Source organism: Caulobacter sp. GW821-FHT10A10 (assembly GCF_059415745.1).
The window spans coordinates 225,766-252,181 of record NZ_JBWKNV010000006.1; the positions used below are offsets into that span (position 1 = coordinate 225,766).

General features: G+C 67.0%; 44 protein-coding genes. 43 read left to right on the forward strand and 1 reads right to left on the reverse strand.

The features are described from left to right. The first annotated feature begins 65 nt into the window (after window positions 1–65). On the forward strand, window positions 66–2,813 hold the full coding sequence (terL, locus tag AC07NS_RS17660; RefSeq protein ID WP_494605302.1) for a phage terminase large subunit: 2,748 nt from the start codon (window positions 66–68) through the stop codon (window positions 2,811–2,813). A 1,661-nt stretch (window positions 2,814–4,474) separates the two neighbouring features. On the opposite strand, the gene AC07NS_RS17665 is transcribed toward terL, so the two are convergent. Further along, a complete protein-coding gene (locus AC07NS_RS17665) occupies window positions 4,475–5,245 on the reverse strand; it encodes a hypothetical protein (RefSeq protein ID WP_494605304.1) in 771 nt (256 codons plus the stop codon). A 166-nt stretch (window positions 5,246–5,411) separates the two neighbouring features. Between AC07NS_RS17665 and AC07NS_RS17670 the strand changes: the two genes are divergently transcribed. The 42 genes from AC07NS_RS17670 to AC07NS_RS17875 all read left to right on the forward strand — a co-directional run bounded on the left by AC07NS_RS17670 (window position 5,412) and on the right by AC07NS_RS17875 (window position 26,284). Then, on the forward strand, window positions 5,412–6,002 hold the full coding sequence (locus tag AC07NS_RS17670) for a hypothetical protein (RefSeq protein ID WP_494605306.1): 591 nt from the start codon (window positions 5,412–5,414) through the stop codon (window positions 6,000–6,002). After that, the gene (locus AC07NS_RS17675) at window positions 5,999–6,358 is read left to right on the forward strand and encodes a hypothetical protein (RefSeq protein WP_494605308.1); all 360 of its coding nucleotides are present in this window, start codon (window positions 5,999–6,001) and stop codon (window positions 6,356–6,358) included. Before AC07NS_RS17670 ends, AC07NS_RS17675 begins: the two co-directional genes overlap by 4 nt. A 211-nt stretch (window positions 6,359–6,569) precedes the next feature. Next, the gene (locus tag AC07NS_RS17680) at window positions 6,570–7,424 is read left to right on the forward strand and encodes a hypothetical protein (RefSeq protein ID WP_494605310.1); all 855 of its coding nucleotides are present in this window, start codon (window positions 6,570–6,572) and stop codon (window positions 7,422–7,424) included. A 3-nt stretch (window positions 7,425–7,427) separates the two neighbouring features. Further along, window positions 7,428–8,453, forward strand: a complete 1,026-nt coding sequence (locus AC07NS_RS17685; RefSeq protein ID WP_494605312.1) for a phosphoadenosine phosphosulfate reductase domain-containing protein — start codon at window positions 7,428–7,430, stop codon at window positions 8,451–8,453. A 105-nt stretch (window positions 8,454–8,558) separates the two neighbouring features. Further along, a complete protein-coding gene (locus AC07NS_RS17690; RefSeq protein ID WP_494605314.1) occupies window positions 8,559–9,062 on the forward strand; it encodes a hypothetical protein in 504 nt (167 codons plus the stop codon). Then, window positions 9,059–9,283, forward strand: coding sequence for a hypothetical protein (locus tag AC07NS_RS17695; protein ID WP_494605316.1), 225 nt, complete (start codon window positions 9,059–9,061; stop codon window positions 9,281–9,283). The genes AC07NS_RS17690 and AC07NS_RS17695 overlap by 4 nt, the downstream gene beginning before the upstream one ends. Window positions 9,284–9,301: 18 nt before the next feature. After that, complete coding sequence (locus tag AC07NS_RS17700; RefSeq protein WP_494605318.1) at window positions 9,302–9,934, forward strand: hypothetical protein; 633 nt, start codon at window positions 9,302–9,304, stop codon at window positions 9,932–9,934. Between the two features lie 4 nt (window positions 9,935–9,938). Further along, entirely contained in the window at window positions 9,939–10,544 is a 606-nt protein-coding gene (locus tag AC07NS_RS17705; protein ID WP_494605320.1) for a hypothetical protein, read from the forward strand. Then, window positions 10,541–11,242, forward strand: coding sequence for a hypothetical protein (locus AC07NS_RS17710; RefSeq protein WP_494605321.1), 702 nt, complete (start codon window positions 10,541–10,543; stop codon window positions 11,240–11,242). The genes AC07NS_RS17705 and AC07NS_RS17710 overlap by 4 nt, the downstream gene beginning before the upstream one ends. Beyond that, window positions 11,239–11,520, forward strand: a complete 282-nt coding sequence (locus tag AC07NS_RS17715) for a hypothetical protein (protein ID WP_494605323.1) — start codon at window positions 11,239–11,241, stop codon at window positions 11,518–11,520. The genes AC07NS_RS17710 and AC07NS_RS17715 overlap by 4 nt, the downstream gene beginning before the upstream one ends. Before the next feature lie 291 nt (window positions 11,521–11,811). Next, entirely contained in the window at window positions 11,812–12,171 is a 360-nt protein-coding gene (locus AC07NS_RS17720; RefSeq protein ID WP_494605325.1) for a hypothetical protein, read from the forward strand. Window positions 12,172–12,251: 80 nt separating this feature from the next. Further along, window positions 12,252–12,395, forward strand: coding sequence for a hypothetical protein (locus AC07NS_RS17725; protein ID WP_494605326.1), 144 nt, complete (start codon window positions 12,252–12,254; stop codon window positions 12,393–12,395). A 123-nt stretch (window positions 12,396–12,518) separates the two neighbouring features. Then, window positions 12,519–12,722 carry a hypothetical protein gene (locus AC07NS_RS17730; RefSeq protein WP_494605328.1) on the forward strand — a complete coding sequence of 68 codons (204 nt, stop codon included), beginning with the start codon at window positions 12,519–12,521 and terminating at the stop codon, window positions 12,720–12,722. A 513-nt stretch (window positions 12,723–13,235) separates the two neighbouring features. Further along, window positions 13,236–14,444: a hypothetical protein gene (locus AC07NS_RS17735; RefSeq protein ID WP_494605330.1), complete on the forward strand. Its 1,209-nt coding sequence runs from the start codon at window positions 13,236–13,238 to the stop codon at window positions 14,442–14,444. 403 nt (window positions 14,445–14,847) lie between these two features. Then, complete coding sequence (locus AC07NS_RS17740; RefSeq protein WP_494605332.1) at window positions 14,848–16,668, forward strand: DUF4055 domain-containing protein; 1,821 nt, start codon at window positions 14,848–14,850, stop codon at window positions 16,666–16,668. Beyond that, entirely contained in the window at window positions 16,668–16,859 is a 192-nt protein-coding gene (locus tag AC07NS_RS17745; RefSeq protein ID WP_494605334.1) for a hypothetical protein, read from the forward strand. The genes AC07NS_RS17740 and AC07NS_RS17745 overlap by 1 nt, the downstream gene beginning before the upstream one ends. After that, complete coding sequence (locus AC07NS_RS17750) at window positions 16,859–17,122, forward strand: hypothetical protein (RefSeq protein ID WP_494605336.1); 264 nt, start codon at window positions 16,859–16,861, stop codon at window positions 17,120–17,122. Before AC07NS_RS17745 ends, AC07NS_RS17750 begins: the two co-directional genes overlap by 1 nt. Before the next feature lie 206 nt (window positions 17,123–17,328). Then, window positions 17,329–17,676: a hypothetical protein gene (locus AC07NS_RS17755; RefSeq protein ID WP_494605338.1), complete on the forward strand. Its 348-nt coding sequence runs from the start codon at window positions 17,329–17,331 to the stop codon at window positions 17,674–17,676. 4 nt (window positions 17,677–17,680) lie between these two features. Then, complete coding sequence (locus AC07NS_RS17760) at window positions 17,681–18,607, forward strand: hypothetical protein (protein ID WP_494605340.1); 927 nt, start codon at window positions 17,681–17,683, stop codon at window positions 18,605–18,607. 167 nt (window positions 18,608–18,774) lie between these two features. Then, window positions 18,775–18,996, forward strand: coding sequence for a hypothetical protein (locus tag AC07NS_RS17765; protein ID WP_494605342.1), 222 nt, complete (start codon window positions 18,775–18,777; stop codon window positions 18,994–18,996). Then, window positions 18,986–19,186 carry a hypothetical protein gene (locus AC07NS_RS17770; RefSeq protein ID WP_494605344.1) on the forward strand — a complete coding sequence of 67 codons (201 nt, stop codon included), beginning with the start codon at window positions 18,986–18,988 and terminating at the stop codon, window positions 19,184–19,186. The genes AC07NS_RS17765 and AC07NS_RS17770 overlap by 11 nt, the downstream gene beginning before the upstream one ends. Then, window positions 19,176–19,367 carry a hypothetical protein gene (locus tag AC07NS_RS17775; protein ID WP_494605346.1) on the forward strand — a complete coding sequence of 64 codons (192 nt, stop codon included), beginning with the start codon at window positions 19,176–19,178 and terminating at the stop codon, window positions 19,365–19,367. The genes AC07NS_RS17770 and AC07NS_RS17775 overlap by 11 nt, the downstream gene beginning before the upstream one ends. Continuing rightward, window positions 19,364–19,537, forward strand: a complete 174-nt coding sequence (locus tag AC07NS_RS17780; RefSeq protein WP_494605348.1) for a hypothetical protein — start codon at window positions 19,364–19,366, stop codon at window positions 19,535–19,537. The genes AC07NS_RS17775 and AC07NS_RS17780 overlap by 4 nt, the downstream gene beginning before the upstream one ends. 178 nt (window positions 19,538–19,715) lie before the next feature. After that, complete coding sequence (locus tag AC07NS_RS17785) at window positions 19,716–19,982, forward strand: hypothetical protein (protein WP_494605349.1); 267 nt, start codon at window positions 19,716–19,718, stop codon at window positions 19,980–19,982. Then, window positions 19,979–20,185, forward strand: coding sequence for a hypothetical protein (locus AC07NS_RS17790; protein WP_494605351.1), 207 nt, complete (start codon window positions 19,979–19,981; stop codon window positions 20,183–20,185). The genes AC07NS_RS17785 and AC07NS_RS17790 overlap by 4 nt, the downstream gene beginning before the upstream one ends. Beyond that, a complete protein-coding gene (locus AC07NS_RS17795) occupies window positions 20,185–20,418 on the forward strand; it encodes a hypothetical protein (RefSeq protein ID WP_494605352.1) in 234 nt (77 codons plus the stop codon). The genes AC07NS_RS17790 and AC07NS_RS17795 overlap by 1 nt, the downstream gene beginning before the upstream one ends. Beyond that, window positions 20,415–20,606, forward strand: coding sequence for a hypothetical protein (locus tag AC07NS_RS17800; protein WP_494605354.1), 192 nt, complete (start codon window positions 20,415–20,417; stop codon window positions 20,604–20,606). The genes AC07NS_RS17795 and AC07NS_RS17800 overlap by 4 nt, the downstream gene beginning before the upstream one ends. Further along, window positions 20,603–20,806, forward strand: a complete 204-nt coding sequence (locus AC07NS_RS17805) for a hypothetical protein (RefSeq protein WP_494605356.1) — start codon at window positions 20,603–20,605, stop codon at window positions 20,804–20,806. Before AC07NS_RS17800 ends, AC07NS_RS17805 begins: the two co-directional genes overlap by 4 nt. Further along, window positions 20,803–21,039, forward strand: a complete 237-nt coding sequence (locus AC07NS_RS17810) for a hypothetical protein (RefSeq protein ID WP_494605358.1) — start codon at window positions 20,803–20,805, stop codon at window positions 21,037–21,039. The genes AC07NS_RS17805 and AC07NS_RS17810 overlap by 4 nt, the downstream gene beginning before the upstream one ends. After that, window positions 21,036–21,230: a hypothetical protein gene (locus AC07NS_RS17815; protein ID WP_494605360.1), complete on the forward strand. Its 195-nt coding sequence runs from the start codon at window positions 21,036–21,038 to the stop codon at window positions 21,228–21,230. Before AC07NS_RS17810 ends, AC07NS_RS17815 begins: the two co-directional genes overlap by 4 nt. Window positions 21,231–21,249: 19 nt before the next feature. Then, window positions 21,250–21,456 carry a hypothetical protein gene (locus AC07NS_RS17820; protein WP_494605362.1) on the forward strand — a complete coding sequence of 69 codons (207 nt, stop codon included), beginning with the start codon at window positions 21,250–21,252 and terminating at the stop codon, window positions 21,454–21,456. Beyond that, window positions 21,453–22,496: a hypothetical protein gene (locus tag AC07NS_RS17825; RefSeq protein ID WP_494605363.1), complete on the forward strand. Its 1,044-nt coding sequence runs from the start codon at window positions 21,453–21,455 to the stop codon at window positions 22,494–22,496. Before AC07NS_RS17820 ends, AC07NS_RS17825 begins: the two co-directional genes overlap by 4 nt. Then, a complete protein-coding gene (locus tag AC07NS_RS17830; RefSeq protein WP_494605365.1) occupies window positions 22,496–22,900 on the forward strand; it encodes a hypothetical protein in 405 nt (134 codons plus the stop codon). The genes AC07NS_RS17825 and AC07NS_RS17830 overlap by 1 nt, the downstream gene beginning before the upstream one ends. Next, window positions 22,900–23,328 carry an exodeoxyribonuclease X C-terminal domain-containing protein gene (locus AC07NS_RS17835; RefSeq protein ID WP_494605367.1) on the forward strand — a complete coding sequence of 143 codons (429 nt, stop codon included), beginning with the start codon at window positions 22,900–22,902 and terminating at the stop codon, window positions 23,326–23,328. The genes AC07NS_RS17830 and AC07NS_RS17835 overlap by 1 nt, the downstream gene beginning before the upstream one ends. Next, on the forward strand, window positions 23,325–23,915 hold the full coding sequence (locus AC07NS_RS17840) for a hypothetical protein (RefSeq protein WP_494605369.1): 591 nt from the start codon (window positions 23,325–23,327) through the stop codon (window positions 23,913–23,915). Before AC07NS_RS17835 ends, AC07NS_RS17840 begins: the two co-directional genes overlap by 4 nt. A 2-nt stretch (window positions 23,916–23,917) precedes the next feature. After that, on the forward strand, window positions 23,918–24,184 hold the full coding sequence (locus tag AC07NS_RS17845) for a hypothetical protein (protein ID WP_494605371.1): 267 nt from the start codon (window positions 23,918–23,920) through the stop codon (window positions 24,182–24,184). After that, window positions 24,184–24,474 (forward strand): hypothetical protein, encoded by a 291-nt coding sequence (locus AC07NS_RS17850; protein ID WP_494605374.1) that lies wholly within the window; start codon window positions 24,184–24,186, stop codon window positions 24,472–24,474. The genes AC07NS_RS17845 and AC07NS_RS17850 overlap by 1 nt, the downstream gene beginning before the upstream one ends. Further along, the gene (locus tag AC07NS_RS17855) at window positions 24,471–24,866 is read left to right on the forward strand and encodes a hypothetical protein (RefSeq protein WP_494605376.1); all 396 of its coding nucleotides are present in this window, start codon (window positions 24,471–24,473) and stop codon (window positions 24,864–24,866) included. The genes AC07NS_RS17850 and AC07NS_RS17855 overlap by 4 nt, the downstream gene beginning before the upstream one ends. A 13-nt stretch (window positions 24,867–24,879) precedes the next feature. After that, window positions 24,880–25,074 carry a hypothetical protein gene (locus AC07NS_RS17860; protein ID WP_494605378.1) on the forward strand — a complete coding sequence of 65 codons (195 nt, stop codon included), beginning with the start codon at window positions 24,880–24,882 and terminating at the stop codon, window positions 25,072–25,074. After that, a complete protein-coding gene (locus tag AC07NS_RS17865; protein WP_494605380.1) occupies window positions 25,074–25,430 on the forward strand; it encodes a hypothetical protein in 357 nt (118 codons plus the stop codon). Before AC07NS_RS17860 ends, AC07NS_RS17865 begins: the two co-directional genes overlap by 1 nt. 10 nt (window positions 25,431–25,440) lie before the next feature. Continuing rightward, window positions 25,441–25,746 carry a hypothetical protein gene (locus AC07NS_RS17870; RefSeq protein WP_494605382.1) on the forward strand — a complete coding sequence of 102 codons (306 nt, stop codon included), beginning with the start codon at window positions 25,441–25,443 and terminating at the stop codon, window positions 25,744–25,746. Between the two features lie 109 nt (window positions 25,747–25,855). Next, entirely contained in the window at window positions 25,856–26,284 is a 429-nt protein-coding gene (locus AC07NS_RS17875) for an HNH endonuclease (RefSeq protein ID WP_494605384.1), read from the forward strand. Window positions 26,285–26,416 lie beyond the last annotated feature (132 nt).

A 26,416-nucleotide genomic window follows, 5' to 3' on the forward strand; every position in this document is an offset into this window, starting at 1 on the left:
CACACATATCGACGCCGGGGCAGCGGGGGCCGCTCCGACCGGCGCCGCCCGCTCATGAGAGCCCCTTGACCTTGATCTACCCTCACGAGGATCGGGCGCGCACCCGCGCGGCCGTCTCTCGCCTCACCGACCTTGCCTCCAGCGCAAAGGGCGCGGCCCAGTCGGGCGTCCTGCTGCCGGAGATCACCCGCAAGTCGATCATCCAGCTGACCGGCACGAGCGACACCAGCCGGCAGATCGACGCGCTGATCTCGATCGGCGACGACATCCAGAAGAAGCACCTGGACAAGCTCCTGGTGCTGGCGCCGAACGAGTTCAACGCCTTCTGCGAGTACGTCAACCCGGACGAAGCGCCCGCCAGCCGCTGGCACCAATACCTCACCGACCAGCTGCAAGCGATCGAGGCCGACCCTCACTTCGACCGCTTCATCCTCAACTGCCCGCCGGGCCACGCCAAGCCCTTGCACGTGGACACGCCCGTGCTGATGGCGAGCGGCGCCTGGAAGCGCCTGGGCGACATCAAGGTCGGGGACAAGGTGATCTCCGACGCCGGCCGGGCCCGGCGCGTTACCCACGTCCATGAGCAAGGCGAGCTGCCGCTGCTGAAGATCACTACGGCCGCCGGCCGGGTCATCCATTCGGCGCCCGACCACAGCTTCCGCGTCCTCTACCGGGGCAAGTCCCACGACGAATGGGTCGAGGCCAGCCACCTGCTGCCGGGCGACCTCGTCGAGATCGTCGGCGGGCACGCCGCGCCCATGGACGCTCCGTCCAGCCCCGAGCAGCTCAAGCTCGCCCAGCTGGCGGGCATGTACGGCGCCTGCGGCACGCGGGCCCACCGCACCATCAAGACCGCCACCGGCGAGCGCCGCTACAGCTACCTGGACCTCTACCTCTTCGACCGCACCGACGCGGTCGCGGCCCAGGCTCTGGTGGCGTCGATGGGCTACCGCTTCCACGGCGGCAGCCAGCAGAAGGGCAAGTGCCACCAGCTGCGGCTCGCCGGCAGCCACACCAAGGCCCTGACCGATGTGCTGGGCCTGGAGGCGACCGTCTATGAGCGGCGCGTGCCGGCCTTCGTGTTCGAGGGCGGCGACGACGTGGTGCGGGCCTTCCTGCGCGCCTTCTTCGAGATCAAGGCCGTGGCGATCACGAGCCTGAAGACGCCGACCCTGCACGCGGCGCTGAAGTCGCCGGCCTATGCCGAGGACATCCAACGGCTGCTGGCGCGCCTCCAGGTCCAGAGCGTGCTCAAGCGGCGCGACGGCCGCTCCACCCTGGTCTCGATCTCGGCGGGCGCGATCAACAACCTGATCAACGCCGGCATCGAGCCCAAGGCGCTGAAGCTCTTGGAAGCGCGCCTGCCGCAGCTCGCCGGCCGCTGGCACGACCCTGAGGACGAGATCGCCTCGGTGGAGGTCGTGGGCAAGGGGCAATGCCGCTGCCTGACGGTGGAGAAGGACCACACCTTCCTGGCCGACGGCGTGGTCGTCCACAACTCCACCTACGCCTCGCGCCTCTTCGTGGCGTGGCGGCTGGGCCGCAATCCGAACCTGAAGATCATCGGCGGCGGCCACAGCCAGCGCTTCGTCGAGAACGAGTTCTCCAAGAAGATTCGCGGCCTCGTCAGCGCGCCGGACTTCCGCCGGGTCTTCCCCAGCGTGGTCATCGCCCATGACAGCCGGGCGGCCGACCAGTGGGCGATCGCCGGCGCCAACGGCCAGTACGTGGCCAAGGGCGTGGGTCAGGCCGTCCACGGCTTCCGCGCCAACTTCATCTGCGTCGACGACCCCTACGCCAAGGTCGAGGAGGCCGAGAGCCCGGTCCTGCGCGAGAAGATCAACACGTGGTTCATCTCCGACATCGGGTCGCGCCTGCTGCCGTTCGGCAAGATTTTCTTGATCATGACCCGGTTCCACGAGCACGACCTCACCGGGTACATTCAGGAGCTGAACCCGCGACTGCCGGAGTACGCGCGCTACAAGATCATCGAAGCGCCGGCCATCTGCTACGATCCTGAGAACGACGTCCTGGGCCGCAAGCTCGGGGAGGTCCTCTGGGACTACTACGATCTCAGCTACTTCGTGGCCAAGAAGATCGAGTGGAAGTACCAGCGCTTCGCCCTGGTCTACCAGCAGATCGCCGACGCTGCCTCCAGCGACAGCATCGCCGGCAGCTTCCAGTTCTATGAGCGCGCCCCTCACCAGACCGACGAGGCCATCCGCGAGGCCAAGGCCGCTGGCATGGTCGACGAGATGGGTCGCGGCAAGCCTGACCGGCGCGCCTACTTCCGCCGCATCGTCCTGTCGGTGGACACCGCCGCCAAGCCGACCGAGCGGGCCGACTACACGGTGATCCAGACCTGGGGCGAGACCCAGGACCGCAAGCACTACCTGCTGCGCCAGACGCGCCTGAAGGTCGACTTCAACGGCCTGATCCAGGCCATCGAGCGTCAGGCCAAGAAGGACGAGGTGGACGCCATCCTGGTCGAAGACAAGGGCCAGGGCACCGCCTACATCCAGGCGCGCGGCGCCACCGCTGCTCAGCGCCGCCTTGCGCCGGCTCCGATCATCCCGATCGACCCCAAGGGCCAGAGCAAGGAGTTCCGCTTCGACGAGATCACGCCGCTGATCGAGGCGGGCGAGGTCTATCTGCCGTCCGGCGCGGACTGGCTGGACGGCTTCATCAAGGAAGTGGGCCAGTTCCCCGAAGGCGCCAACGACGACCAAGTCGACACCATGACCCAGTACCTGCGCTGGGCGAAGTCCACCCGCACCAAGTACGGCTCCCGCAAGGCCAAAACCTTCGGCTAGGGCGCGAGCCGCGCCGGGCGAGACTTATCTCGGCTTATCTCGGAGTGCCTGGTTAATCGCGGGCCGTGGGAGCTGGGACGGGCGTTGCTCGGAAGAAAATACGGAGGATTTGGGGCAATTTCGTGAGATATGGTGGAAAAGGGCCTGAGGTTACAAGGGCTTAGACTCATCGACTCTCGGAGGGGGCTCTTAACCTTTAGGCGGCCGGGGTTAAGAGCGGGGGACCCTTGGAAATTAATGGCGGGGACCCTGGGGATTTCGCCTCGGGGACCCTGCCGATTTTCAGACGGGGACCCTTGGAATTCTCGGGCGGGGACCCTTGGGATTTTCGAGCCGGGGACCCTCGAAATTCATGGGCCGGGGACCCTGAGAATTTTCCCGCCGAAGGGCCCGGATTTTCGAAATCGCGCGCCAGCGAGCCAGGAAGGGGATTTTCGGGCCCAAATCCCCGATTTTCAGGCGATTTGCATGGATTATCCATGAATTTTCGCCCTAAACACCTGATTTTGCAAGGTTTCTCGCCCTCCCGACTCGAAATCCCTCCGCCACACCCCCGCCCGGCCTGGACGCCACCTCCCAGCTCCTCCAGGATGCACCAGGAGGTGAAGCCGCCTCGGTATCGGGTCCAGGGTCGGTGACCCTGGTTGTCTTCTGTGCGTAAGCTAACTGGGTCTGGCCTTCGGGCCTAAGATGTTGAAATTGCTCGGGTTGGCAGTTGTCTTTGTCGGATCGAGGCCTGGAGGGAGTGTTTCACGACCGAACGGCGTTCGACGAGACCTTGAAAGTCGCCCAAAATGGCTGTTTCACGGGCCCGTATGGGCCTCTCGGAGGCTGAAAGCTAACTGGATATCCATTCGCAACGGCCCCTGGCGGTCCAGCTGCCTCGGTTCTGCCCGGCGCGGCCTCGCGCCCAACCGCCAGGACGGGCGCGGTGTCAAATGGCCTAGTTGAGAGCGGTTGGCGAGTTGTCTTCTATGGCTAGGACAACAGTGTCGCCGGCGCCACGGCTCTGATTTCTCGTAAAGCCCTGCCCTGGCGGGGCTTTTGCCGTTTCTGGGCCCTGGATCGGTCCTGGGCGCATTCCCCGCACGATCTGCGGTGATTAGGCCCTCTATTCTCCGCATGGCGCGCCCAGCTGGCGGCCCGCCTTGACGCGGGCGCGTTCTGCCGGCTTGACGCGCGCCCATTACGGACTTGACGCGAGCGCATTTGCTGGCGCGCGGTCGACTTGACGCGGGAGCATTTTCTGGAACGGGCGACTTGACGCGAGCCCATTTTCTGGAGCGCGCGGCCGACTTGACGCTCGATCATTCTGACTTGACGTTGGTTAATTTGACGCGAGAGAATTCTGGAGCGCGTTTACCATGGCGCGGGAAAGGTTAATCCCAGTATTAACCACGTCCGGCCGGCCGTTAACCTTCAGGCCGTTAGGGTTAAGGCCCCGAGCGGGGTTCGGTAACCTTTCCAGCGTTAGGGTTAACACATCCGGCCCGACCTGTTAACCAATCGGCGTTTGGTTAACAGGTCCGCCCAGGCGGCCCAGGTAGGGCCGGCCCTAACCTCGCCCAGGCCGAACGCCGAAAGGCCGGCGGAGCATGGCCCCGCCGGCTGGAGATGGTGCAGGAAGCGCCGCCCTCGCGAGCGGCGCCCAGGCGGCGGGCTTAGGCCCGCTCGACCGCGAGCCAAGGATTGTTCGCCAGGGCGTCAATCCGGGCGCGGGCCTCTCGGATCGTCTCTAGCAGCGCCTCGACCTTGTCGCGGACGGCCTCGCAAACCGCCGGGGTGTAGCCGCCGGCCTTGCGTCCGGCCTTGGCCTCGCCGATCAGCGCCAGGGCCGCGCGGCGGGCGTCCTTGACCTCTTGGGCCTTGTCTTCCATCTCGCGTTCGGCTTGGAACTTGGCGTCATGCTCGCGAGCCGCCTCCGCCTCGATTTCGGCGTAGCGGTCGGCGCGGCCGGCGGCGTCGCGGACATCGTCGAAAATCTCCAGCGGATAGAGCGTCACCCCCGACCATTCGGAGTGCGCCACGGCCGCGATATAGCGCGCCGCGCCGCCCTTGCCGGGCAGTTGCAGCACGTGGCCGCTGTAGGTCTCGCCGGCCTCGTTATCCGAATACCAGCCTTTGTGATCCACGCGGCGCGAGCCCTCGCGCTTGCAAGCCTCTTCCGCCGTGCCCAGGTGGCGCCAGCCGGCGGGGAAGTCGTCGCAGTAGTAGGCGCGCGAGTCCGGCGCGGCAAAGGCGCCCATTGTCTCGCGATCCTGCCAAGCGCCGGCATGGGGCTTGGAAAAGCGCCCGGCGGCTTTGGCCCGCCAGTCGCCCGACCCGTAGGCGGCGACAAAGGCGGGGGCGGCGTCGGGATAGTGCTTGGCGATCGCGGCGGCGGACTTGGCCGCTTCGTTGCGGTAGCGGGCGAGGCGTTGGCGGGCGGTCATCACATCGACTCCAGTGTCTAAAAGCCGCGTCACTCGCGGCCGATGAGTGACGTGTATTCGCGACATATGGGCTTGTCAACGCATCGTGTCGGGATGTATGACGCCTTCACCGGTCATCGAAGGCCGGCAATTGGCGTCACTCGACGCCTAGCCCTTCGGAGTCGATATGTCCCGCCAACTCGACAGCGCGCTTGCGCACGACCTCGCCTTGTTCACGGTCAACACGGGCGACCTCTACCGCTCGCGCGCCGTGCCCATCATCGACAACCTCGCCCGCAAGATCGCCGCCGGGACCTATGACGCGTCCAAGGCTCTGACGCTCTGGGGGTATCTGGCGACGGACGGCGCCAAGCGGTACGCGAGCGACTTCCGCATGAGCGAAATCGCCAACGCCGCCACCCGCGCCGCCGCCGCCGTCGAAATCGCCGCGCACTACGCCGAGAACGTCCAAGAGCGCGGCGCCGACCTCACGGCCGAACGCGAGAATCGCAAGCGCTGGACCCTGGCGAGCGTGCGCGCCGCCAATGAAGCCGCCGGCCTCTATTTCTTCAGCCCTCAGACAATGCGCTTTTGGGGCGACACCATGAAATCGTTCGCCCTGGCCTTCGCCGGCCCGGCTATCTACGTCGTGCGCGTCAAGGCTCCGGCCAAGGCGCCCGACAGCCGGGCCGGCGCCCAGATGATCGGCGAGCGGCGTCTGTTCGATCCGACGACGGGTGAAATCGGGACCGTGATCCGCGAAAAGGCCGCAGCATGAGCGGCGTCGTGTCCGACCTCGCCGCCGTGGCCGCTGAAGCCCGGGCGGCCCTGATCTTCTCCGACGCCCGGGCCGATGACGCCCCGGCTTTCGAGCGGGTCCGCGTGGCCCTGGCCCGCCTCGATCGCGTGCCCATGGTCGCCGGCTTCGTCACCTGGGGCGGGGGAAAGCCGCCCCTCCCCGCCGGAACGCCCGTTGACGTGATTTACCGGGACGGCTCGCAAGCCCTGGCGTGCGTCCTGGGCAAGGATTGCGGCGGCGCCGACGACTGGACTCACGACTGGACGGACGGCGGGCCGGGCGACCCCTGCGATATCGTCGCCTATCGCTACGCCAGGACGGAGCCGAACCGATGACGCATCTATTCGCCGTCCCGCGCGAGCGGCTGGAGCACGCCAACGACGAGGAGCCGTTATCTAGAAGCGAAGGCCGGGCGCACTGCCCGGCCTTCGCCGTTTGAGTGTCGCCATTTTCTGACATTTGCCGCTTGTCAACGCATCGTGTCAGGATGTATGAGAGTCGGGCCGGGCGCGGTTGGCGCGCCCTCTAGCCTCTCTCGGAGTCGACATGACCACCGCCCGCCGCAAGCCCCGCAAAGACCGCCGCGTCCAAATGTCCGTTTGCCTGCCGTTCGATGGTTTCTATGAGTCGAACTATTCGCACGCAATCGACGGCATTGAAGAACGCGAGATTGAGTATCAGGCGAACGAACGTGAAAACGGCGAGCAATCTTTCGCGCCCGAACTGCGCCTTTCTGAGAGCGAGCTTGTCGATATCTACATGGACTGCACCGACTATGCGACGTGCTACGCCGCATTGACACGTATGTATGTTGACGCCTTCGAGGAACTGGCCAGCGACGCGCTTGGCCTAGGCGCCCTGGGCTTGAAGTTCGAAACCATGACTTCGCCCAAGTTCTACAATTTCGAGACCGACCGCATTTTCTGCGACATCCCGCAAGCTTCGGTTCGCGCCATGTTCAAGCTATCGGCCGCCGACAAGCACGCGACGCTAGCCAAGATCATTCGCCAGCGCTTTACGTCCTATGACGGGTTTTACTCGCATTACTCAAACTGCCTTGCCGATTGGCTGGATAAGCCGGTCAAGACTTGGGATCATAACGAGGTTCAAACCCTCTTGCTCGCCGCCCTGGCGATCAAGGGCGTTGACTACGAGTCCGAATTCCGGGGCGACCTCTTCGACGCGACCGTAGGTAACGAAGGCGACGACCAAGCTTGGAGCGAGGGCGTTGACTGGACCAAGTTGGAACGGAAGCTTTCGGAAGCGCGCCAGGACAAGGCCGACGACCTGCGCCAGGACGACCCCGAAACGGCGATCAAGCTTGGCTTGATGGAAAACCCGGACGTGGCGGCCCTGCCGGTCCCCTGCCCCTACACCCTGCCGCTCTTCCCGGAGGCCTGACCCATGGCCTTTGACGCTGAAGCCCTGGCGCCCGTCATCTCGACGGGCGCGGCCCTCCCCGACCTCGCCAGCTATGACCGGATTTGCATCGGGTTCAGCGGCGGCAAAGACTGCCTCGCCGCGCTCCTCGCCTTGCTGGAGGCCGGCGCCGATCCCGCCAAGATCGAACTGCATCACCATGAAGTTGACGGCGGCGGGCCGCTTTTCATGGACTGGGCGATAACGCCCGCATACTGCCGCGCCGTCGCCCAGGCTCTTAGCCTGCCGCTCTTCACGTCCTACAAGCTCGGCGGCTTTGCCCGGGAGATGGACCGCGACGGCGCCCCTACCGCGCCCATGTATTACGAGACGCCAGCCGGCCCGATGACGTCGGGCGGCAAGGGTCCGGCCGGCAAGCGCGGCCTCTTCCCACAAGTGGCCGCATCCCTGGCCGTGCGCTGGTGTTCGGCGTACCTGAAAATCGACGTCATGGACGCCCTGATAAACAACGATCCCCGCTTTCGAGGCTCGCGAACCCTCGTCGTGACGGGCGAGCGGGCGGAGGAAAGCGCCAACCGCGCCCGATACGCCCCATTCGAGCCGCACCGCGCCGACAACCGCGACGGCAAGAAAACCGCCCGCCATGTCGACCACTGGCGCCCGGTCCTGGCGTGGAAGGAAACCGCCGTGTGGGCGATCATCCGCCGATGGGGGATCGTCCCGCACGTGGCCTATCAACTGGGCTGGAGCCGGCTTAGCTGTCTGGCCTGCATCTTCGGAAGCGCCAACCAATGGGCCACCATAAAGGCGGTGTTCCCGGGCCGCTTCTGGACAATCGCCAAGCGCGAGGCCGAGACCGGGCAAACGATCCAACGCAAGGCCTCGATTGCCGCCCTGGCGGCGGCGGGAACGCCCTATGCGGCGGCTCTGGCGCGGCCTGACCTCGTCGCCCTGGCGCAGGCGGAAGAATGGTCCGGGCCGATCCGCGTAGACCCCGCCGCCTGGGCGCTTCCGGCCGGCGCCTTCGGAGAAAATGCCGGCCCCGTGTGAGTGACGCCATTTTCTGACAAATGCCGCTTGTCAACGCATCGTGTCAGGATGTAGAAGGATCGGGCCGGGGCGCGCTGCACCGGCCTTGAACCTCTCGGAGTCGTTATGACCAAAGCCGAAACCCTGGCCGCGATCAAAGCCCTTGGCCTCAACGCCCGTTGGAACCGCGACACGGGGGAATTCATCGTCGCCCCCTACGGCAAGCGCTCCGACCTCATCAAGGCCGCCGGCGCCACCGACAAGACCAAGGCCGCAGCCCTGCGCCGCATCGAAGCGGCGACCCACTACACGCCCGACGCTGAAGACGCCCTGGCGACCGCCCAGGACATGGCCAAGCGCCTGCGCCTGCCGGTCTGGTCTGAGGAACTGGACAAGGCTTGCGGCGCCGTCGCCAACGAAGACGACGCGGCCATTTCCGCCGACCTCTACAGCCGCGCCAACGAAGTTTTTCACGGCGCCAAGGTTGGCCAGCGCGTCACCGCCCTGAACGTCGAATTCATCTCCGCCATGCGCGGGCGCTTCCCCTTCGGCCACGCCGCTTGCGAGGCCTTCGAGTCCGCCTGGGCCAAGGCCTGGGACGCGGCCCGCGCCGGCAACTGCACCGTATGAGGTACGCCCCGACCATCAAGACGGACTCCCCGGAGTCCGTCACCGGCCAGCCTGGGCAATGGATCGACTACCAAGGATCGATCGGCCGTTTCATGGGCCACCGCCGGGGCGTCGTGTGGATCGCCTGGGGCGCCACCGCAACCAAGCGCTTCAAGGCCTTCGCCGCCGCCTACCGCGCCGACCACGGCGCCCGCATCAACGCCGCGCGCCTCGCGGCCTAAGCCTTCCCGGAGTCAGATATGCAAATCCACATCGCCACGGTTTCCCATAAGCACGGAATGAACGTCTACGCCGCGTTCAGCGTTGACGAGGCCGTTTCCAAGGTCGTCGCCTACTGCCGTGACAACTGGAGCGACCGCGCCAACGAAGACGCCCCCGACAGCCCCGACGACCTGGACGAGTCCGCGATCCTCACGGCCTATTTCGAGGAACACCCGTCCGAATATTACGACCTGGGCACGGATGACGCCTCGCCCCTCTCGCCGGCCGCCCGCCACGGCCTGGGCTGGCTCTTGCTGGACGGCTTCGACACGGCGGGCGAGCGTTGGCAAGCGGTCGATGACAACGAAGCCCTTTCGATCATCGGCGATATGGACTCGGTCCTGGCCTTCGTTCGCCCGTTCCTGAACGAGGAAGCCGCCGACAACCTCGCCGGCTGTCTGCCCAAGGAAGAGGCCCGCGCCGCGCTCATGGCCCGCTTGGACGCCCAAGAGGCGGCGCTTTGGGCCTCGCCGCCGCCGGCCGCTGGCGACGTCATCCTTTCGACCCTGGCGGGCCTGATCGGCCAAGCCGCCGCCGAGTCCACCTGCGACGCCCTGCTAGACGCTCTTGAAGCGGCGGGCGTGGAATTCACCGTCAAGGCGCAGGCCTAAGACCATGACCAAGCCCCGCCCCTATATCGCCGTTCCGCCGGTCCTGGCTTCGGCCATGGCGCACGCTCTGGACGCCCTCCGCTTCGCCCCCAAAACGGGCGCTAGGCGCCTCGAACTGGACTCGCACGCTGGCGACCTCTTGCTAGTGCTCAACGGCGCGCCGCTGGGCTTCCGTGGCCCGCTGAACCCTGACGCGCCGGTCTATCCTGACGCGGACGCTGATCCCGTGGTCATCAAGGCCCGGCAGGTCCTGGCCAATCTGCCGGCGGCGCCCGCCGACCCGGTGAAGATCGCCGCCGCCCGCCTGCTCGACCTCGTCACGCGCCGGGGCGGCATGAACGGCAACCCGTGGGGTAAGCCGGAGGTCCAAGCCCTGGCCCTGGCCTTGACCGGCTCGACGACGGGCGACGTGCTCAAGGCCTGCCCGGAATGCTTCGCGGACCTTTTCGAGGTCATTGGCCGCGAGACCAACGGCCAGGAATGGCGCGAGGGCGACGGCAAGCCCCTGACCCGCGAGCAAGCCGACGCCCTGGCCGCGCACAAGACCCGCCACGCCCACGGCGGCGACACCTACCGCGTTCAGCCCCTGGCCAAGGAAGCCGCCCAATGAGCGCCTACGCCGCAAAGCAAATCGCCGCCGCTCAAGCCATGATCGACGGCCACACGGCCGCCATGGGCCTAGAGGAAGGCAACGGCGCGGCCGTTGACCTCTTCCACGTCCTGGCCGCGCTCCTCGAATGGGCGGACGGCTACGCGGTGGATTTCGACGCCACGCTAGAGGCGGTTCGCCGCGACTTTGCGGAGGAAGCCGCGCGCCAAGCCCAAAAGCCCGCTAGCCCGGCCGCGCCCCCGCCGGCTTTCTCCAGCGAGCAAGCGCACGGCGAGGGATGGGACGTCTTTTGGACGGACTACGAACACGGCTCGGGCCTGGAAATCCAACGCATCGACGATCCGGCCGGCAACGCTCTTGGATACGATGAACCCAAGTTCGCCGATGACGGCGCCGCCCTGGCCTTCGTCCATGCCCAAGCCGCCAGCGGTTCGGCCTATCACGTTGCGGCCCTGGCGCATGTGGCGACTTCGCCCGTTCCTGCCGATCCTGACGCGCTCCTCGACGCAAACGGCCCGGTGACGATCGAAGACGAGACTTTCGCGGTCGTCGGGCGCTTCGCCACGATCAAAGCCGCCGAGGCGTTCCTTTCGACCTCTCCGGCCATCGACCAAGCCACCTTGCTCGCGGGCGGCTACACCATCGACAGCCCCGAAGACATGGCGGAAGCTTACGCCATGGGGACGGCCGCCCAATGAAGCGCCGCCACCTGACAGCGGCGGAAGTCGTCGAGAAAATCCGCGCCGCGTGCGCGGCCATGGGCCAGGGGCGGGCCAGGGCGTCGGCGGGGGCCACGGCCTGGGCCAGGGCGCACGGCCTGGGCGCGGGCAACGTGCTTTCGATCCTTTCGGGCGTGAAGTCGCCCGGCGGGGCGGTCACCCTGGCGGCGGGCTATCGGCGGGCGGTCTTCCAAACCTTCGTTCCGGTGGAAGGCGAGTTTTCGCCCCCGGCCGGTTTCGAGGAAGTCACCCGCTAGGCCAGGGTCGGCTTTTCGTTGTCTTTCCCCTCAAAGACAACTTCCACCCTAAGGATTTTCAGGCACTTATGAGCCCGGTTGCTTTCCCCCCGAAAGACAACAGGCCAAACGAAAGGCTGTCCCACATTGGAACACTTCCTCTCGGGCGCGATCAAGGCCGCAGCTTGGTTTTGGGCGCTGCTCTTTCTCTTCGTTTTTTGGCACTAGGCCAATTGACGGTGTATTAGAAAGCCTCTAGAAGGCTCGGGGCGGGCGACGCGGTGTCGCCCCTAACCCCCTCTGGAGTCGATCATGCGCCCCTCCGACCGCCACAACGAAAGCGTCAAGGTTCTCGGCGATCACCTGATGACCATCGCTCGCGCCGTGAAGCGCTCGGGCGGAGAGATCGACAAAGCCGCCCTCGCCTACGCCCTGCGCTCCTATGAGGCCGTCATTGCGTGGCGCCGTGACACGACCGAAACCGCACGCCGCATCGCCGCCACCAACGCGGGCGGCTGCATCGCCCTGGCCCTGGCCCCCATCGACGGCTCCGGCTCGCTGGTGCGCCAAGCCCTCGCCGGCTACGCGGGCGCTGTCATGACGCACCTTGACGGCGACACCCGCAAGGCCTCGCTCGCCGCCGCTGGCGCGGCCGGCCTGCTCTACGTCTAACCCCTTCGCCTGGGCGACCTCTCCCCGCCCAGGCCCTTCCCGGGCCGCCCTGGCCCATCCCCCTAGCCCATGGAGTCGTTATGTCCCGCACCTACCGCAAGTCCCCCGACCAAGCCGACCGCTTCGCCGATAAGCGCGCCAAGCTGGAAGCCCGCAAGGCCGCGCGCGCCCGCGTCTACCACGCCCGCGCCGACCACGCGGGCGACGTCGCCCGCTTCCACTAGCTGCGCACGCGGCGCGCCGGGGGCGTCGCGCCGCGCTGAACAAGGCGCTTGACGTCTCATTAGAAACCCTCTAGAAAAGACGCATGGGCGCGGCCGTCGCGCCCCTCACCTTCGGAGTCGGTTATGTCCTTCGCGCTCAACGGCATGTTCGCCCCGCCCGCCACCTTCTCGCCCGTCCAAGCCCAAGCCGACGCCTTCGCCGATCTTCGCGCCATCGCCCCGCGCCCCTCGCGCGAGGCCTTCCAAGCGCGCTTTGCCGCCTTCAAGGGGGGCGACCCGCTCGCCGCGCCCCGCACGTCGCCGATTTTCGGCCGGCGCGCCCAGTAGGGCCGGCCGGTAGGGCCTGGGCCGGGGCCATACCCCCGGCCAGAAATTAACGAAGGTAGGGACCCAAGGCCCCCCACCCTTGTTAACCAAAACGCAGGGCGCCTAGCGACTCCGGACTCAATTGATCTCCAGGGCCTCGGGCCCTGGACCCGTAACCGAGGCGGTTGAGGCGGCAGGGGGCTACCCCCCTTTTTTCTGGGAGGGGCGGGGGACCCGGGGGCCGGGTGGCCTTGCGATCGGGGCCGTTTGGGAGGTTCAGGAAATTTTGATGTGGCGGGCGGCCCCTGCAACCTTGCGCTGCACGAGCCGGCGCGGCAGGCTCGGCCATAGCGCCCGGGCGTCCCCCGTTCTTCCAGTCCAGGCGCCGGCGGGCCGGGAGCTTGTCAGGCCGCCCGGCCCGCCCACCCGTGCAGCGTCAGCGTTCCAGTGCAACTTGCGTCGCTGAGGCTGCGGCTCGAAGCACACACCCGCCATCCTCCGCATCTCTCCATTATCCACTCAGGAGGATTGTCGATGAAACGCGCGATCGCGCTGACAGCCGCACTTTTGATACTCGCCCCGACAGCCCCGCAGGCCGACAGCGCCTCGACGATCCTCACCGACGTGCCGAGCTACATCAATGCTCAGCTTGGCGCCCTGGGTCAGGTCACCAAGTACCGCGACGTTGAGATCGAGTACGAAGATTGCCACCCCTCGCGCCACGAGTCTGACATCTGCTGGCGACGGAAGAAAAAGGTGTCACGCCCCGTCCAGGAGTTGCTCACCACGGCCTCTTGGGAGATCGAAGACGCCAAGGCTGTAATGGAGGAAGCCAGGGTTACCCGTATCGCCGATACCTACCACGTCCATGCCGTAGAAAGCATCAATTGCACCAGCGCCCCCACATCGGGCTCTGAAAGCCTCGTCCTCAATCTCACCGAGACCCGGTCTTTCACGGCGACGAAGACCATCGCCAACAGCCTCTCAGTGAAGATTGACTACAAGTTTCCAGGCCCGCCAGGGGTTCCGGGCGCGGGAGCCGGCGTCGGCGCCAGCGCGTCGACGACCATGACCCTGACACAGGGCAAGACCGAAACCACAAGCACGGCGATCACCCGCACCAGCAACTGGGTTTACAAAACCCAGCCTGGATACGCCACGCGCGCCGAGATGACCGTCACGACCTACGGCTTGAGCGCGCCTTTCAAAGGTACAATCCTGGTTCGCGGCTTAACCGACGTCGAGAAGGACGGCACGCGTGAACTTGCAAAGCTGCTGACGCCCGATCAGCGAAGCGTCCCGCTGGAAGGCGTCGTCACCGCCACATCAGCCTCCAACGCCGTCGTCGTGCAATCAGAGCGCCGACTTACCAAGGACGACTGTCCAGCTGGAGCCGCCACGGGCGCCTATGTCACCAAGGCCACGGCCGACACCTTGGAGTTCAAGCCAGCGCTGCTCCGCGCACCTGCTCTGCGCGGCGCCGTTGGGTTTTCCGCTCCCGGCCCGCGTCTGATGTCCAAGAAGCCGCCTGCCGCTCTTCCGGCCCATTTCCTGCGCCTGCTCCCCACGGGTTCGGCCGGTGGCCTTTGCTACATCGGCCCCTGCGACCTGCCGCTCGATGGGACCCGGCAATTCTGCTACCTCGACGATGACGGCGCCTGCAACGCCTGCACATGGGAGAGCGATCCGGTGTGCGAGGCTCCAGCGGAACCAGACCCGCCCGCTAACAGCCCTAGCCGATAAACGAGAAAGCCCCGGCGATCGCTCGCCGGGGCCTCTTCATTCCATCAACTAGTCTAAGCGGCGCGGACGCCGGCTCCTGGGTTGGGTTAGCCGCTCGCCCTTTCGCGCCATCCGAAGGCTATTTCGACACTGCTGACCCTCCGTGGCTTCCCGAGCGCCGCTTCCGCGCCGCCCTGTCTGTGAAAGCCAAGCTCTCACGACATTTGAGCCTCGTCAAGCATGTGTGTCGCCATTTCTTGACATAAAAAGCGAGGCGTGCGACGAATGCAGCGTCGAGGCGGCCTCCGCCTCCTGAATGCCGGCCAGAGCCCTCGGGCAGCCGGTTCTTTCGCTTCTTCGTCAAGTCTTAGCGGTCGCGGCGACCCCGTCGCGACCGCCCTTTTCTCCGCGACATCACCACATCATGGCGGGTCTCTCCCCCAATAGCGCGAACATCGCGCGGACGGCGCGCGCCATCTCGCAGACCGTCCACCTCGTCTGCCACCCCGAGTACGACTACTGGCGCCACCAGTGGTCCAAGATTCGTGACGCCCTCGCCGGCCAGCACGAGATCAAGCGCAAGGGCGCCCTGTACCTGCGGCCCATGAAGGGCTCCGACAAGGACGACTTCGCCGACTATCTCGACCGCGCCCTCTTCGTGAACATGTCCGACCAGACCCGCGACGGGATGCTCGGGCAGGTCTTCCGCCGCCCGCCCCAGGTCCGCAAGCTTCCGCCCAAGTTCAAGAACGCCATCCGGCGCTTCGCCAAGGACGGCGCCTCCCACGTCGCCATGGCCAAGACCGTGGCCTCCGAGCAGATCGCCATGGGGCGCTTTGGCGTCCTGGTCGATGCGCCCGCGACCGTCTCCCTGCGCCCCTCCAGCTATGCCGTCGGCTACCCGGCCGAGAACATCCTGGACTGGACGATCGAGGAGGTGGACGGCTTCTACCAGCCGACCATGGTCCTGCTGCGCGAGTTCGAGCGCACCGAAGCCGAGCCCTCCCAGGCCAACCCCTGGCTCAGCGCAGTCAAGATCGCCATCAGCGGCCAGACCTTCGCCCGCCCGGCCCGCTTCTCCAGCGCCTACAGCTACAAGACCGTCTACCGCGAGCTACTCCTCGTCGAGAACGAGATCGGCCAGCGCGTCTACATCCAAAACGTTTATGACGAGGACCCCACCGGGACCCCGCGCGCCACCTTCACCCCCCAGGTGCGCGGCCGGCCGCTGGACTTCATCCCGTTCGTCTTCTTCGGCGCCTCCTCCAACAGCGCCGACGCCGAAAAGCCGCCGATCCTGGAGATCGTCGACCTCAACCTCTCCCACTACCGCACCTACGCCGAGCTGGAGCACGGGCGCTTCTACACCGCCCTGCCCACCTACTACGCCCCCGGCAACGCCGACGCGGACGCGGCCGAGTACCACATCGGCCCGGGCATGGTCTGGCAGACCCCCGAGGGCCAGACCCCCGGCATCCTGGAGTTCAAGGGCGAGGGCCTCAAGACCCTCGAACGGGCCCTGGACGACAAGGAGCAGCAGATCGCCGCCATCGGCGGCCGGCTCATGCCGGGCAACTCCAAGTCCGTCAGCGAGAGCGACAACCAGTCGACCCTCCGCGAGGCCAACGAGCAGAGCCTGCTCCTCAACATCATCATGGCGCTCGAAGACGGCATGACGCTCGTCACGCGCTATTGGCTGATGTTCCGGGACGTTCCCCTGGAGGACACCGAGGACCTCACCTACGAGATCGACACGACGTTCCTGTCCACCGCCATCGACGCGCGCGGCCTTCGGGCCATGCAACAGATGTACGAAGGCGGCGCCATCCCGATCGACGTCCTCTACGAGTACCTCGTCAAGAACGAGATCGTCCCCTCCTCCATGACCCTGGAGGACTTCACCGCCAAGATGAACGACCCCAAGTCCTTCATCGGCCAGCCGGACGCCATCGCCATGCGCCGTGGCTACGCCAGCCGCGCCCAGGAGCTGGAGCAGGCCCGCGTCGCCCGCGAAGCCGACCGCGACCAGCGCGAACTCGATCTGGCCGAGCGCGACGTCGCCATCCGCGAGAAGAACCACGAGATCGCCGCAGCCGTCGACAGCACCAGCGTCTCGGCCTCGCGCAAGCTGGGCGATCCCGAGCAGGCCAAGCCCGCCCGGGAGGTGGAAAAGCCGGCGACCACGCCGGCCGTCACCCCCGCCGCGCCCGCAGCGGCCAAGCCGGTCGCCAAGGACCAGGTCTGATGTCCTGGGACCTGGACGACGCCCTGGCCGAGATCGAGGCCGATGAGCGCTTCGACGCGGCCTTCGACGGCGAGCTGGACGACGAGGACCTCGCGCTCCTCAAGGCCATCTCGCCGGACGCGCCCCGCCGGCGCCGCGCTCCTGCCGCCCCCGCGCCCAAGAAGCGCGGCCGGCCCAAGAAGACCACCTGATGCGCATGACCCCGACCATCACCCTCAAGCACGAGACCACCTACCGGGTGGTCCTCGACGAGCGCGAAATCCACGCCCTCCTGGCCCAGGCGCTGATCGAGCGCTGCGGCCTGGAGCATCTGCCGCGTGAAGCGCGTCCCGCCGAGGTGCGCATCCGGCAGAAGGAGCGCTGCGGCACGGCCGGCTACGAGCACTACGCCGAGGTGTCGATCGTCATCCAAGGCCCGCCGGTCGACGCCGGCCGGTCCTACACCCCTTCATAGCCTCCGCATTCCTCCCAGCGGCCTGACCGGGCGAGGGCTGGGAAATCAACCGGAGGGGATGCGACGCGCGAGACGGCCAAGGCGCCGCCCGCGCTTAGTCAAGGACGAGCGGAGGGCCCGAGAGGGCACATGAGACGTCCAATCCCCACCACACCCCCGGAACACCTTTCACCCCGCTACGCGGCCTCCTGGCCCTTGGAACCCCGATGTCCGAAGACGTGACCCTCCGGTGCAGCATCACGGTCGACCCGATGCTCAAGAAGCTCCTGCCCCGGCTCGCGCCGATCGCCGTGGTCGTCTCGCCCTCCGCCCTGCGCGGGGTGGAGATCAACACCGGTCTGGCCGAGCCTGAAGACGAGGACGACCTGCTGGCGCGCAGCTGCTCCCAGCTGGTGGTGCTCACGCCCCTCCAGGACCTCGGCGACCAGCTCTTCTCCCAGGTCCTCTTCTGCATCGACGCCGACCAGGGCCTCGACAGCAGGCAGGTCAGCGCCTGGGTGCGCGACCTCAACAGCAAGCTGCCCGACGGCCGCTGCGTCACCTACATCGCCTAGCCCCATGTGCGTCACCTCCGCCATCTTCGACTACGCCGGCGCCCTGCCCGAGCAGACCTGGACGCCCGGCGCCTTCGAGGCGTTCGATGCGCTCAAGCGCGCCGCCGACAGCTTCGACACGGCCGCCGCCCAGCCTCACTGCGAAGACCCGCAGAAGGTCGCCACGATCGAGCGCATCCGCGCCCGCCTGGACAAGATCGACAGCCTGATCGAGGCCAAGCTCGCCGCCGAGCGGCCCGCCGCGCCGGTGCTCCCCGCGAAGCTCCGCAAGTCCATTCAGGACCTGAGCGGCTCGATCTGGATGTGCGAAGAGGGCAGTCTCCTAGGCCTGGAGCTGCAAGAGCTGGCCTCCTACGGGCTGGTGCGCCGCAATAGGGACCACTCCAATGGCGACGCCGTCTACGTCCTGACCATGGCTGGAAGCGCCGAGCGCAAGCCCGACGAGCCGTTCACCAAGGCGATAATTCAGGCCGCACGCGTTGTGATCGCCGCCGAAGCGGGTTTGGAAGGTCGCGTCGTTGACTTCGATCTCCTCCCGATCGCCGAGCGCTCCGCCGCGCTCAATGCAGCCTGGGAACTGTGGGGGACGCCCGGCGCCATCAAGGCCGATAGCCCGGTCGCGGCTGTCATCGTCCGGTCCCTGCGCGCTGCCTTTTTCGACGCACACCCGCAGATCGAATGGCGCACCCTCGTCAAGGCGGGCGAGTTCGCTGGCTACGACCAGGATGGCAAGGGCATCCCGGCCTCCGACGTCGAGGTCATCGACAAGGAGACCGGCCTGCCCGTCGCTGACGCCGAGGGCACGCCGCTCCTGGTCACGGCCGTCGACACCCACCAGGGCTGGCTCGAAGCCTACGACACGCTGGGCTTCGGCTTCGTCAGCACCTTCCGCATCAAGGGCGACTTCGAGCTGCGGCTCAAGAAGCCGTGAGCACGCCGGTTCGCCGGCCGCCGACCCGCTATCAGCCTGCGGGTCGCTAAATATGAGGCAGGGTGACCCCCTGTAGGCCCGCGCCAGCACCGTGTTCCGAGGTCGTCTCGTAAGGAGAGCGTATCGGAAGGCCTCGAAGCGGGAGGCGCCCATTCATCCGAGACGCCATGACCCCGCCCATCGAACAGGACGCCCGCGACTGGCGCGCCCAGCAGATCGCAGAGCGCGATCCGGCCTTCCCGCATGCGCAGCTGCGGGTCTTCACCGCCTACGGGTCCCGTCAGGACGAGCTTTGCCTGGAGCTGGTCCGCCAGGGCCTCGCCACCCAGATTTTCAGCCCCGGCTCGATCGTGCCGGTCGGCGAGTTCGAGATCAGCCTTGAAGACTGACACCGTCACCATCGGCGCGGCCTACCGCGACAACGACAAGCGCCAGGACCGCCGCGTCCACGTGGTCGAGGCCAGCCCCGACTTCGTCTGGGTCCAGCCCTACGAGATCAACGGCGTGGCCTGCACCTGGGCCCGCGTGACTCGAGTACGGCGTGACCGCTTCGCCAAGGCTTTCACCCGTGTCTGGTAGGTTCTTCCTCGGCAGCGACGGCGACTGCCGCTGGTTCCTCGTGCCGCTCTCGCGCCGCATCGAGTTTCAGGCCTGGGCCGACCTTGCCGGCGATGACATGCGCAAGTGGGTGGACCCCGAGTTCGCCACCGCCGTCGACGGGCCCGAGATGGTCACCTTCGAGAGACCCCAGCCGCGATGACCCAGAACCCTCTAGGCCTTCTCAGCTACATCGACGAGCTGACCGCCAAGCCCGGCGCCGACGTCGTGGTGGTGCGCGTCGATCGCCTGCGCCAGCTGGCCAAGCTCGCCCGCGACAGCCACCGCTTCAGGCAGGCCCGCCGAAACGCCCGCCAGCTGCAAAATCCCTGACCCAGCAAGGCCCGCCAGCTGCAAAATCCCTGACCCAGCAAGGCCCGCCCGCTCTCCAGCCGGCGGGCTTTGTCGATTTTTGGCGTCATTCGACGATTCTTGTGTCGTCATTTCTTGACACTGGATTTCTAGCCGGCCTACAACGTGTGTCAGAAAACGACGACACACGGCGACCACCTTGTTCTACATCATCAACTTCCTGGCCTTCGCGATCGGCGTCATCGCCCTCATCGTGATCGGCATCGGGGCCTGCAACGGCGCCCAGCTGGCCGCCGCTTCGGACCAGACCTCCGCCAAGACCGACGAGGCGCGCGAGCGCCTGGAAACCGAGCGCAAGGCCCGCCTGCGCCGCTGCGTGCGCACGGCCTTCTCGGGACTGGCGCTGATCGTGCTGGCCTGGGCGATCCTGGCCCTCAACACCTTCCTCTGCTCGGTGCTCGCATGATCGGCGCGCTCCTCTCGCTCGCCGGCCACCTCGTGCCGCTGGTCCTGGGCATGCTCCTCCTCGTCGACGGCTGGACCGGCTTCGTCGACGCGGCCGGCGACCAGACCCACCCCTTCACCGACATCGAGATCAACACCGCCACCGTCCTGCGCGGCATCGAAGCGGCCGTCGGCGTGGTGCTGATCCTCACGGGGCTCTTCTGATGGTCGAGTTCGCGATGGAGGCCTTGCGCCTCGCTCTCATCTGGCTGGGCCTGACCCTAGCCATCATAGCCGCCATCCTGATCCGCAGCGGGCTGCAAGAGCCGCTGATCCTCTGGGACTGGCAGGGCGACCAAGCCGCTGAGCGCCTACACGCCGGCATGGAGATGGGCTTCGCCTACGTCCTGGCCGCCTGCGCGGCCGTCATGATCGCCAGCGGGGTGTTCCTGCGATGAGCGTCCTGGAGATCATCGTCCGGCTGGGCTTCTTCTTCGCCGCCTTCACGGCCAGCTTCTACAGCGGCAAGACCCTCGCCATGGCCCAGTTCGGCGGCTGGCCCAAGGTCACCTACGTCTCGGCCGCCACGCTCTGCCTGCTGGGCGGGCTGCTGAGCCGAATAGCCTTCTCGGGGGTCCACGCGTGATCGCCGCCGTCCTGATCATCTTCGCCAAGCTGACCGCCCTCCTGGCGGGCGTCGCCTTCGCCTTCAGTGGCCTGCTGGTGCTGGCCCTGCACCGCAAGTTCGAGCCGCGCCCCAGCCCGACCGCCACGGTCCTGACCTGGATCGAGCTGCTGTTCGGCGCCGTGGCGCTGCTGCTGATCGTCTTTGGGCTGACGCCATGATCTATCCAGCGATCCCCGCCAACTGGGTCGTGGTCGAGGACAACGGCGACCACAGCATTATCGGCCCGCCGGGCGCCGAGCGCGGCTCCATCCTACACATGACGCCCGAGCAGCTCCAGCAAGCCGCTTTGCGCCTCTACAGCAGGACCTATCCGGTCGATGACCGGGTCAGCCGCGACGCCGCCATGGTGGCCCAGGCCTTCCTCGTCGCGACCGGGGTCTTCAGCCCGTGATCGCCTCCAGCTTCCACGACCGCCTCGGCAGCGCAGGTCTCTTCCTTCTCTGCGTCGCGGTCATCGTCCTGGCCGCCCGCGCACTTGATCCGGAGCGCACGCCCAGCGTGTCGGCCCGGGTTCTGCTCCTGGCCCTTCTTCTCATCGTCTCGATCGGCTCGGCCGGCTTCCTGGCCGCCGCCCTAGGCTGATCCCAACCCTGGAATTCCCGTGATCCACTCCCTGGACATGATCCTGCGCTTTGGCGCGTTCATCATCGGCGTCCTGGCCTCGGCCTACATGGCCCTGGGCATCTGGTACAGCCTCCCCGACCTGATCGCCGAGCGCCCACCCGTCGGCCAGTACGTGGTCTTCGCCGTGGTCGTCCTGATCCTGGCGGGCATCGCTTACGCCGCCTTCCGGTACGCCCTGCCGTGAGCGCGCCGCAGATCAACGAGCGCCGCCCGCTCGACATGCTGGCCCTCTACGCCCACAAGGCGCGCGCCGGCACGCTGAAGCTGCTGGAGGTGGCGCCGACCATCAAGCAGCTGGCCGAGTTCTACCTCGCCGAGATGCAACCGCGCCTGAAGATGGCGCCGCGCATCCAGCTGGCCTCGGGCGCCTACTTCGACTTCCAGCGACCCGACAGCACGCCGCTGTCGATCGAGGACATCGCCCACGGCCTGTCCAAGCAGTGCCGCTTCAACGGCCATACGGTCGACGAGGACCGCATCTACTCGACCGCCCAGCACTGCGTCCTGGCGTCCATGTACTGCGAGCCCGGCTACGAGCTGGAGGCGCTCCTTCACGACGCCACCGAGACCGTGCTGGGCGACAAGGTCTCGCCGCTCAAGCAGCTGCTGCCCGGCTACATCCGCCTGGAAGCGGCCGTGCGCCTGTCGATCGCCAAGACCTACGGCCTCGCCAAGGAAGAGCCCGAGGCGGTCAAGCGCATCGACATGCTGATGCTGGCCACCGAGAAGCGCGACCTGATGCCGCCCGGCGCCTGGGATAACCTCCCCGAGCCGCTGCCGGTGAAGATCACGCCGTGGACGCCGCGTCAGGCCAAGCATGCCTTCATCGCCCGCTGGGCCGAGCTGACCGACAAGGACGGGCCCTACGCCCAGCCGGTCGAGCCTACGCCCTCGCCGCCCAAGCGTCCTCGCCCTGACTTCGCCGAGTTCGCCCGGCGCGTCGTCGAGAAGTACCCCAACGTCTTGGCCCACCTCGCCGAGGCCGAGGCCGCCGAGAAGGCTCAAGCAGCGAGCTACGCCGAGGGTGGCGTCCTGCCCAGCCCTTCAGCCGTCCCGGCGGACCTCTTCGCCCATCCCGCGCCAGTGATCGTGGGCAGCGACTACGTCATCACCAACGAGCGCGCCGAACGCCTCCGCAAGGCTCTGGCGACCACCGTTTCGGCCAGGGCCCAGGTCCAGGCCGCCTTCCCTCACGACCAATCCGCCTTCCAAGGAACCGCCTGATGGATTTCAAGCGCTGGGCCAAGTGGGACATCCAGAACCCGCAGTTCTATGACCTCTTCAGCCTCTTCACCCGCAAGGCCGTGCAATCTGGCCACCGCAGCCTCTCGGGCTGGCTGATCGCCAACCGCGTGCGCTGGGAAACCGAGATCGAGACCGAGGGTGAGGAGTTTAAGGTGCCCAACGGCGCCATCGCCTACTTCACCCGCCTGTTCATGGTCGAGAACCCCGACCTGGGCGCGGTCTTCGACACCAAGCCGATGAACGAGGCCCTCACCCCTCAGATGTTTGAGGATCACCTCCTGGAGCGCTGGGAAAAGGTCGGCCTGAGCCCCGACGAGCGGGCGTTGCGCGCCGCGCGGGCCCCGGGCGCGCCCTTCATGGGCCAGATCGCCGGTCACGCCTGATGTTCACCTCCAAGACCCGCAAGAAGCGGCCCAAGTTCGACCAGATGGCGGGGCTCAAGCCCCACGAGGTCAGCAAGACCCTCCGGGACGAGCGCACCGAGCAGCGCAACCGGCGCTACCTGGACGATGAGGAGGTTTCCGTCGTCGTGCGTCTGCCCAAGAAGCTGCTGGCCGACATCGAAGCGCGCCAGAAGGCCGTTGGCAGCGACGTCGACACCTTCTTCCGCATGGCCGCCTACAGCCTGCGCCGCCGCCCGCCCGTCTACGCCCTGTCGATGACCATGGCCTTCGGCAAATACCGCGAGGAGACGGTCGAGCAGGTGATCCGCACCGATCCCGACTACATCCGCTACTGCCTGCGCGACATCCAGGGCTTCGCCCTCGACGACAAGGCCGTGCAGCTCCTGGAATGGGCTGAGAGCCAATGAGCTTCACCTCTCGCGCCACCGCCGTGCCACCTGACGAGGTCTTCGAGGTCCTCCTGGGCGCCGTCGACACCCACCTGCTCGACTACAACCGCGCCCGCTCCCTGGTCCGCACCGTCTCGGACGCCTTCTCCGAAGCCGGCATGTTCATCATCAGGGGCGAGACGCCCCCGGCGGCTCCAACCGCCGTCGCAGGACTCGCACCCGTCGCTGAGCTGCGCCTGAGCGGCACGCTTGAGGAGCTGTCGGGCTTCTTCGAGCAGCGGGAGCGGATCGCTGAGCTGGAAGCCGAGGTGGCCGCCCTCAAGGCCAAGGACGCTCCTTCGCAGGAGAAGATCCTCATTCTGGTGCCCGGCGAAGACGACGCCCTCAGGCTCGGGCGCGCGCTCGACCCCGAAGGCAAGCGCATCATCGTGCGTTCGCTCCGCGCTCCCCTCATGGGCTACCGCGCCAGCGACATCTTCGTGGTTCGCCCGCAGCCGGGCCGGATGAACGGCGCCTTCGACGACGACGGGACCTTCCAGAAGACGCTCGACGAGAACATCCGCCTGAAGCTGCGCCCCGGCGGCTCCCTGTGCGTGGTCCAGTGACCATGGCCGACCTCAAGGCTCTGATCGTCGTCGAGGACGAGACCACCGCCAAGGTGATGCGCGAGCACCTGGACCCCCGGGAGGAGCGCATCCTCTTTCGGCCCGCCATGCAGCCGCTGACCGGCGTCCATGTGTCGGCCGCCTACGTCCGCTATCCGAGCGAGACTTGGTTCCGCAGCAAGTCGCTGACGGCCGAGGACTTCGCCGGCTGGTTTTTCGCCAACGTCCGGCCCGTCATCGCGCGCGGCGGCGACTTCCTGTTCATCTGATGACCCTCAACTACGACCAAGTCATGAAGGCCGCCGAGCTGGTGCGCGAATGCGTCGAGCTGAAGGAGGCCGACCTCCAGGTCGAGGCCGTGCTGACCGCCCTGAAGGCCGCGCCTTCGCCGCTGACGATCGCGCTGGCGTCGGCCTGCCACCGCAGCGACGAGTCCCCGGCCGAGATCACCATCGAGCCGGCTCTGGCTAGGCGCATCCTGGAAAGCATGCGCTGGCACATCGTCCGGCGCGGCGCCCGCGCCGAGGGCATCCTGGAGACCATGGGGATTGCCGAATGATCCGTCTCACCCTTCGCGGCGCCGCCCCCGACCACGCCTTGGTCGATCCCGACCTCATCCGCTTCATCCTGCCCACGGCCGATGGCGGCAGCGACGTCTTCATCGACGGTGAAGGGCCCTTCCACGCCATGGAGAACCCAGCCTCCGTTCAGCGCCTGCGGGTCTACTGGCCCCTGGTCTACAAGACCAAGGAGGCCCAGGAGGGCAACATCCCGCTCTACGTCTACACCGACCCCGACGGCGACGTCGGCGTCACCTTCTGCGAGCGCATGCACCAGCATCAGGCGCGCCGGCTCCAGGCCCTCTCCGACCGCAAGCAGCGCAAGGACGGCGACCACATCTTCCCCCGCCTGCCGCTCTTCGGCGGGCTCTTCTCCAGCCTCATCCGCTAACCGGAACCCTCCCATGACCCTGAAAAAATACCTCGTCGGCCACTCCTCGCTGCGCCCGCTCCTGAGCCCAATCGAGGGCGAGCGCCGGCGCCAGGAAGCCATCGTCCGCGCCACGGCCACCCGCGAGGTCTCCACCGAGGCCACCCAGGAGATCATCGACAAGGTCGAGGCCGCGATCGCCGAGCACGACACCGTTCTGGCGGCCTAGTGGCCGAGCGCTTCTTCATCGTCAGCCGGCAGGTCGAGGGCCATCAGCATCAAATCGACCACGTCGAGACCCATCTGGACGAAGAGCGCGACGCCTACGTCACGCGCTACGTGCTGAACATGCCGGCCCTGGCCTTCCAGCCTGCGGCCGGCGTGCTCGATGTCGACAATCGCTCCCTGGCCGACTGCAAGGCCCGCTTCGGCAACCCTCAGCCGTTCCGAGGCGTCGCCATCGACTGGATCGCCGGCCTCTCCATCGGCCAGGATGGCTCCATCGCCCAGCACGACTTCAAGACCGGCGTTTCGACCTCCACGCCGCCCGACATCGACGACGGCGACGACGACACCCGCCTCTAGACCCCCGCACATGACCGACACCACCCAGCCCAAGACCATCGAGAACGGCTTCTATCTGGCCGTCATCGCCGACGACGACGATGTGGCTGAGCCCATCCGCGTCCAGGATGGCCACTGGTACTCCACCGGCTGCGCCGATCCCCACGACCTGGGCAGCATCGAGATCATCAAGAAGATCGAGACCGAAATCGAGCCCCGCGAGCTGCGCGAGGACCGCGCCGCCATGGCCCAGCTGCGCCGGGACAACTACCGGGCCTGGGCCAAGGAATACAAGCGCCGTCACGGCCGCGAGCCGTCCCACCGCCGCTGGTCCTGACCTGACCGCCCTTCCCCCGAACTAAGCCCGCCGGCCCGCCCGGCGGGCCTTTGACGTTTCGCTGGCCCGCCCGGCCCGCTCCGCCCTCGGCGTCGAGCCCCTCCCCAAGATGACCAAGTTCAATCACCGCACCCATCCGGCGGTGCTGTATCGGCCCGCGCCCGGCTACTGCCGTTGGTGCGGCTGCCCGATCATGCGCCCCAACGGCGCCCTCAACCGTCGCAAGTCCTGGTGCTCCCAGCGCTGCTACGGCGCCTTCCTCCTGCGCACCGACAGTCGCACGCTGCGCCGGCACGTCTTCTTCCGCGACGGCGGCCACTGCGCGTCCTGCAAGAAGGTCTGGCGCTACCTCGACGAGCCCTGGGAAGCCGACCACGTCATGCCTCTGTTCATGGCCTTCGGAGACTGGGAATTCTGGGAGCCGGAGAACGTCCAAATCCTCTGCAAGTCCCCGTGCCACAAGGAAAAGTCGGCCGCGGACCGCCGCAAGTACGGCTTCGTCCACAAGATGGCCAAAGGGCCGGCGACTAGCACATAGCGAGTCGGCGCGCAACCCCTCAGTGACGTCATTTCTTGACATTTAGCATCTTTTTTGCTAGATGTGTCGTCAATCCCGAACACATAGCCCGGCGCACCGACGCTCTGGGTCTCATTCTCGCGACGCGACGGG